The 6336-nt window shown below is 68.5% G+C and carries 7 protein-coding genes; 2 read left to right on the top strand and 5 right to left on the bottom strand.

Going from position 1 to position 6336, the window contains the following annotated elements; all coding sequences use genetic code 11:
- Both AC27VN_RS29335 and AC27VN_RS29340 read right to left on the bottom strand, forming a co-directional pair.
- Positions 1-1326 (bottom strand): sensor histidine kinase (locus AC27VN_RS29335; RefSeq protein ID WP_490878822.1); only part of this gene is annotated, 1326 nt, incomplete at its 3' end.
- A gap of 10 nt (positions 1327-1336) precedes the next feature.
- Positions 1337-2062, bottom strand: a complete 726-nt coding sequence (locus tag AC27VN_RS29340) for a response regulator transcription factor (RefSeq protein WP_057597537.1) — start codon at positions 2060-2062, stop codon at positions 1337-1339.
- A gap of 176 nt (positions 2063-2238) precedes the next feature.
- On the opposite strand from AC27VN_RS29340, the gene AC27VN_RS29345 reads away from it, so the two are divergent.
- On the top strand, positions 2239-2709 hold the full coding sequence (locus tag AC27VN_RS29345) for an Mpo1 family 2-hydroxy fatty acid dioxygenase (protein ID WP_490878823.1): 471 nt from the start codon (positions 2239-2241) through the stop codon (positions 2707-2709).
- A 171-nt stretch (positions 2710-2880) separates the two neighbouring features.
- A complete protein-coding gene (gene rpoH / locus AC27VN_RS29350) occupies positions 2881-3822 on the top strand; it encodes an RNA polymerase sigma factor RpoH (RefSeq protein WP_057597535.1) in 942 nt (313 codons plus the stop codon).
- A 66-nt stretch (positions 3823-3888) separates the two neighbouring features.
- Here the strand turns inward: rpoH and AC27VN_RS29355 are convergent, their stop codons facing one another.
- Genes AC27VN_RS29355 through cyoE form a run of 3 tightly spaced genes read right to left on the bottom strand, consistent with a single transcriptional unit; the run spans position 3889 to position 6283 of the window.
- Positions 3889-4752, bottom strand: a complete 864-nt coding sequence (locus AC27VN_RS29355; protein ID WP_490878824.1) for a DNA alkylation repair protein — start codon at positions 4750-4752, stop codon at positions 3889-3891.
- Positions 4753-4756: 4 nt separating this feature from the next.
- Positions 4757-5374 (bottom strand): SCO family protein, encoded by a 618-nt coding sequence (locus AC27VN_RS29360; protein WP_490878825.1) that lies wholly within the window; start codon positions 5372-5374, stop codon positions 4757-4759.
- A gap of 3 nt (positions 5375-5377) precedes the next feature.
- On the bottom strand, positions 5378-6283 hold the full coding sequence (cyoE, locus tag AC27VN_RS29365; RefSeq protein ID WP_208512970.1) for a heme o synthase: 906 nt from the start codon (positions 6281-6283) through the stop codon (positions 5378-5380).
- Between the last annotated feature and the right edge of the window lie 53 nt (positions 6284-6336).

The raw sequence follows: 6336 nt of genomic DNA on the forward strand, positions 1-6336 counted from the left end.
CTGCGCGTTCGCGGCCTGCACCACCAGCCGGAAATGCGTGCCGCGGCCCAGGCGCGAATGCATCTGCACCGGATGGCCGAGCAGGCGCGAGAGACGCTGCACGATCGACAGCCCGATGCCCAGCCCGTGCGAGCGATCGCGGCCCGGGTTGTCGACCTGGTAGAACTCCTCGAAGATCCGGCCCGACTGCTCGGGCGCGATGCCGATGCCGGTGTCGCGCACCTCGATCCAGACCGTCTCGCCGCGGTCGCGTGCGATCACCGTCACGCCGCCGCTGGCGGTGTACTTGAGCGCGTTGTCCATCAGGTTCGACAGCATGCGGTGCAGCAGTTGCGGATCGCTGCGCACCCACAGGCCGCTGGCGCGCACGCGCAACTGCAGCGACTTCTGCTCGGCGCGCGCCGAGAAGGTGTGGTTGAGCGGCAGGAACAGCGCATCGAGCTGCACCGCCTGCACCTCGGGCACGACCACGCCGGCATCGAGCCGCGAGACGTCGAGCATGGTGTCGAGCGAGGCGCCGAGCGCGTTCACGGCGCGCATCAGCCGTTCGGCATTGCGGCCTTCGGGGCGGTTGCGCAGTTCGTTCTCGAGCGCCGCGCCGAACAGCGCGATGGCATGCAGCGGCTGGCGCAGGTCGTGGCTGGCGGTGCCGAGGAAGCGGGTCTTCTCGAGGCTGGCGCGCTCGGTGGCCGCGATCTGCTCGCCCAGGCGCGCGGCCAGCGCCTCGTTCTCGAAGCGCAGCATCAGCGAATCGGTCAGGAGCCGGTGCTGGCGGATGCCCGCGTGCAGGGTCAGCATCAGGTAGGCCGCGCCGGCCGCGGCCAGGAACAGGTGCAGCCCATCGCCCTGCCAGGCCAGCGCGGTGATCATGCCCAGCGACATCGGCAGCGTGTAGCCGAACAGCGCCGGCTTCAGCGGCCACAGCGACTGCGAGGCACGCGCGCAGCTGCCGACGATGACCGCCATCAGCAGCGAGGTCATCGGCAGGTTGCCGGCCGGCACGACCAGCCAGGGCACGACGGCCGTGACCATGCTGACCAGCGTGACCAAGCGCGAGATCTTGCGCGCCCAGTACGGGCTCTCGACGGCCGGCCGCGCCGGGTACCAGCGCGGCGTGAAGAAGACATAGATGTCGGCCAGCACCATGCCGGCCATCCAGAACAGCAGCCGCGGGTCGTGCAGCTGCGCGTAGAGGATGGCGCCGAACACCGCCACGAAGCACAGGTGGGTCAGCGTCGAGGCGCTGTAGGTGTCGTAGACCGAGGCGACGTGTTCGCGCAGCACGCGCTGGCCGAGAACGACGTCGGCGGCCGGGTCGTTCAGCACCGCGCGCCGTTCAATGCAGGGTGCTGATCAACTGGGCCCGCGAGCGCATGCCGAACAGCAGCAGGATGGTCGACACGTGGTTCTTCACCGTGCCTTCGCTCAGGTTGGCGAGCTGGGCGATCTCCTTGTTCGCCTTGCCCTCGAGCACCCACTGCAGCACCTGCATCTGGCGCGGCGTGAGTTCCTGCCAGGCGCTGGCGTGGGCGAACTCGGCATAGCCGGTGAGCGCCTTCGGCACGGCCGGCGGCGGCGACTGGGCGGCATCGGGGTCGAGCAGGCCGCAGGCGCGGATGAAGCTCACCACTTCCTTGAGGTCGGCCGACTTGGGCAGGAAAGCGCTCGCGCCCAGCGCCAGCACGCCCTGCGCCAGCGTGCTGTTGCCGGTGCCCGAAAGCACCACGATGCGGGCCTCGGGATAGCGCAGGCGGAACTCGGCCAGGCCGCTCAGGCCATGGGTGTCGGGCAGCGCGAGGTCGAGCAGCACCAGGCCGATGGCGTCCTGGTGCGCCTCGTAGAGCTTGAGCGCGTCGGCGACGTTGCCGGCCTCGTAGACCTCGATCGCGGCGCCCGAGGAAGTCGCCTGGGCCTGGACCAGCGCACAGACGCCTAGCCGCAGCAGGTCGTGGTCGTCGACCACCAGGATCGCGGTGCGGCCGCGCGGCGCGATGCCGGCCTGCGCCGCCGAGGAGGGGGGAGTGGAGGAGGAAGAGGGATCGAGCGGAGCCACGCGCCGCATCTTAGCGGTGCACCCAGGGCGCGACAGTGCCGGAAGTCATGGCGATCCCCGCGATGGCCGCTTGGTGTAATGCTATTGTTTATATAGCACTTGCCAGCGAAGCCGGCGCGGGGCACCATCGGCGGATTCCATCGCGGGCCGCAACGAACGGCGCGCACGAGCCACGGAGACATGCCATGCCGCACACCGCCACCGCCCACGCGCCCGAGGCCGCCAGCGACCGCAAGGTCGACCGCCTGCTGGCCCACTACGAACAGAGCCACCGGCACCCGACCAACGAGCGGATCCACTTCGTCGCGATCCCCGCGATCATGGTCAGCCTGGTCGGGCTGATCTTCGCGATCCACCCCTGGGCCGCCTACGCCTTCCTGCTGGCCAGCTTCGTCTACTACCTGACGCTGCGCTCGCCGGTCTTCCTGCTCGCGATGGGCATCCAGACCGCCATCCTGCTGGCGCTGGTCCATGCCATGGGCAGCCTTGTGTTGCCGATTTCCGCCGCCATCTTCGTGGTGGCCTGGATCTTCCAGTTCGTCGGCCACAAGATCGAGGGACGGAAACCTTCGTTCTTCGAAGACATCCAATACCTCTGGGTCGGGCCGCTGTTCGTGGTGTCCAAGCTGCTGCTCAAGCTGGGTATCCGCTGGTAAGTACCCGCTTACGGGGCTTTGTCGGCTGCAAGTCGGACAAGACCGCGGTCTTTCGGGGCCGCCGGCCGACAGCCCTTGCCTATCGGCCCGATAGAGACTTTAGGGGAACCCTTGCCTTAGCACTCCCTCTAACCGAGTGCTAATATGGCCAATACGAAGGAGTTTCCCCTGATGACATCCCTGTCTGGAGCCTCTGCCAACCAGCTCGCCGTCGCCAACCCCTGGTCGATGGTGCCCCCGCTGGGTAACCTGGATGCTTACATTTCGGCCGCCAACCGCCTGCCGCTGCTCACCCTCGAGGAAGAGCAGGGCTTCGCCCGCCGTTTGCGCGACCACAACGACCTCGAAGCGGCCGGTGCGCTGATCCTTTCGCACCTGCGCCTCGTGGTGTCCATCTCCCGCCAGTACCTGGGCTACGGGTTGCCGCACGGCGACCTGATCCAGGAAGGCAACGTCGGCCTGATGAAGGCCGTGAAGCGTTTCGACCCCGATCAGGGCGTGCGGCTGGTGAGCTACGCCATGCACTGGATCAAGGCCGAGATCCATGAGTACATCCTGAAGAACTGGCGCATGGTCAAGGTCGCGACGACCAAGGCCCAGCGCAAGCTGTTCTTCAACCTGCGCTCGATGAAGCAGGGCTTCAAGGCCGACTCGGCCGCGGCCGACACCGGCACGCACCGCGAAACGCTGAGCGCCGACGAGGTGACGCAGATGGCCGCGCGCCTGAACGTGAAGCCCGAGGAAGTGCTCGAGATGGAAACCCGGCTCTCGGGCGGCGACGTGCTGCTCGACCCGAGCCCGAACGACGACGGCGAGGAAGCCTTCGGCCCGATCGCCTACCTGGCCGACGCGACGCAGGAACCGACCGCGCTGCTCGAATCGCAGCAGCGCGACCGCCTGTCGAGCGACGGCATCGCGACCGCGCTCGAGGCCCTCGACGCGCGCAGCCGCCGCATCGTGGAAGAGCGCTGGCTCAAGGTCAACGACGACGGTTCGGGCGGCATGACCCTGCACGACCTCGCCGCGGTCTATGGCGTGAGCGCCGAGCGCATCCGCCAGATCGAGGTGGCCGCGATGAAGAAGATGAAGAAGGCGCTGGCCGATTACGCCTGATCGGCTTCTTTCGCCCCTTCGAACGAGCCCGGCCCCGCGCCGGGCTTTTTCATGGGCGCGCTTCGTTCAACCCGAGGTCTTGGCGAGCGTGCGCAGCGCGCGCTTGGCGATGTAGCGCGTCTCGGGGGTGTTCGACTCCTTCACCCAGCGCGCGCACACGCCATCGACCCACTCCGCCTGCGTCTTGCTCGCGTCGTTGAGCCAGTTGGCGACCGAGTTCTGCACGTAGCGGCTGCCGTCGGCGCGCAAGGGTTCGAGCAGCGGCAACGCGCGCCAGGGCTCGGCCTTCAGCGCCTCGATCTGCGCGCACCACACGCCGCGCGGGCGCGTGAGTTCGCTCGCGAAGCGGCGGATGTTCGGATCGTCGTCGCGCACCCACGGCTGCAGCAGCGCGAGCGCCTCGTCGAGCGAGCCGACGACCGCGTCGCGCACCGCCATCCAGGCGATCTCGCGCACGCCGAAATGCGGATCGGCCGCGAAGCGCCGCACCGCCTCGAGCTGCCCGGCCAGCGGCAATTGCGACAGCGTGACCCACTGCGCCGCCCAGCAGCGCGCGACGTCGCTGGCATGCGTGGCGAGCCGGTGCGCGACCGCATCGCGTTCGTCGTGCAGCGCGGCGAGGTCGTACAGCGCCCGCGCGATGTGGCCGTGCCGCTGCATCGGCTTGAAGGCACTCAGCATCGCCAGCGTGTCGACCAGCCGCTCGCTCGCCGCGTCGAGGCCGATGTGGCCCGCCACGCTGCGCGCCAGCTGCGGCAGTTCGAGCGCGAGGAATTCGTTGAGGTTGACGGTCTCGATCAGCCCGTCGTTGAGCGCGCGCAGCACCTCGGGCGGGATCAGCGCGATGCGGAACGCGCCCTTGCGCGCCTTGAGGTGCTCGACCGCTTCGATCGCTGCGGCGAGGCTCGCGACCTCCGTGCCGGGCGCCATCGACTCAGGCCGCCAGCAGGGTCTTGATGTCGGCCACCATCGGCGGCATGCCGGCGCCGTAGCGCGCGTACAGCCGCAGCCGGCCCTGCGGGTCGTAGACGAAGCTCGCGGCCGAGTGGTCCATCGAGTAGCTGGTGGGCGTCTTGCCGTCGACCTTCTTGTAGTAGACCTTGAAGTCCTTGGTCGTGGCGGCCAGTTCGTCGGTCGTCGGGATCAGCGCGACGAAGCTGGGGTCGAAGGCGCCCATGTAGGCCTTCATCACCTCGGGCGTATCGCGTGCCGGGTCGACCGTGACGAACACCACCTGCAGCTTGTCGCCGTCGGCCCCGAGCTGCTGCTTGACCTGCGCCATCTCGGTCATGGTGGTCGGGCAGACGTCGGGGCACTGCGCGTAGCCGAAGAACAGCACGACCACCTTGCCCTTGAAGTCGGCCATGGTGCGCAGCTTGCCGTCGGCATCCTTGAGCGAGAAGTCGCGCGCGTAGTCGGCGCCCGTGATGTCGACCGCATTGAAGCTCTGCTTGGTCTCGTTGCAGCCCGCGAGGCCCAGCCCCACGGTGGCGGACACGGCCGTCCAGCCCGCGCCGGCGGCGATCAACTTCAGGGCATTGCGCTTGTTCATGGGTCAGCGGAGGTAATGGTCGACGAGCAAGGCCGCGAACAGCACGCTCAGGTGGATCAGCGAGAACCGGAAGGTCTTGCGCGCCAGGGTGTCGGAGTAGTTGCGCCACAGCGCGAAGGCGTAGCCGGTGAAGCCCACGCTCACGACCACCGCCACCGCGAGGTAGAGCCAGCCGCTCATGCCGTAGATGAAGGGCATCAGGCAGCCCGCGAACAAGATGAAGGTGTAGAGCAGCACCTGCAGCCGCGTGAACTCGTTGCCATGCGTGACCGGCAGCATCGGCAGGCCGGCCTTGCGGTAGTCCTCGACACGATAGAGCGCGAGCGCCCAGAAGTGCGGCGGAGTCCACAGGAAGATGATGAGGAACAGGATCAGCGCCTCCGGTCCCACTTCGCCGGTCATCGCGGCCCAGCCCAGCACCGGCGGCATCGCGCCCGAGGCGCCGCCGATCACGATGTTCTGCGGCGTCAGCGGCTTCAGGATCACGGTGTAGATCACCGCATAGCCGACGAAGGTGGCGAAGGTCAGCCACATGGTGAGCGGATTGACGGTGAACCACAGCAGCACCGAGCCGGCGATGCACAGCGCGGCCGAGAACAGCAGCGCCTGGCGGTCGCTGAGCTCGCCGCGCGCGGTCGGGCGCCAGGCGGTGCGCTTCATCTTGGCGTCGATGCCCTTCTCGACCAGGCAGTTGAAGGCGGCCGCCGCGCCCGCCACCAGCCAGATGCCGATGCAGGCCAGCACGGCGCGCTGCACGTCGAGCCACGAGGGCGCGCCGGGCACGGCCAGCACCATGCCGATCAGCGCGCAGAAGACGATCAGCTGCACCACGCGCGGCTTGGTGAGCGCATAGAACTGGCGCAGCACGCTCGCGCCATGCGCCTGCTGCAGGGGAATCGGGGTGCTCATCGGGGGACCTCCGCGCCGCGCAAGGGGGCGCCGGGTGGAACGGCGGGGTTCGC

Source organism: Variovorax sp. 20P10.2.4, assembly GCF_058244205.1.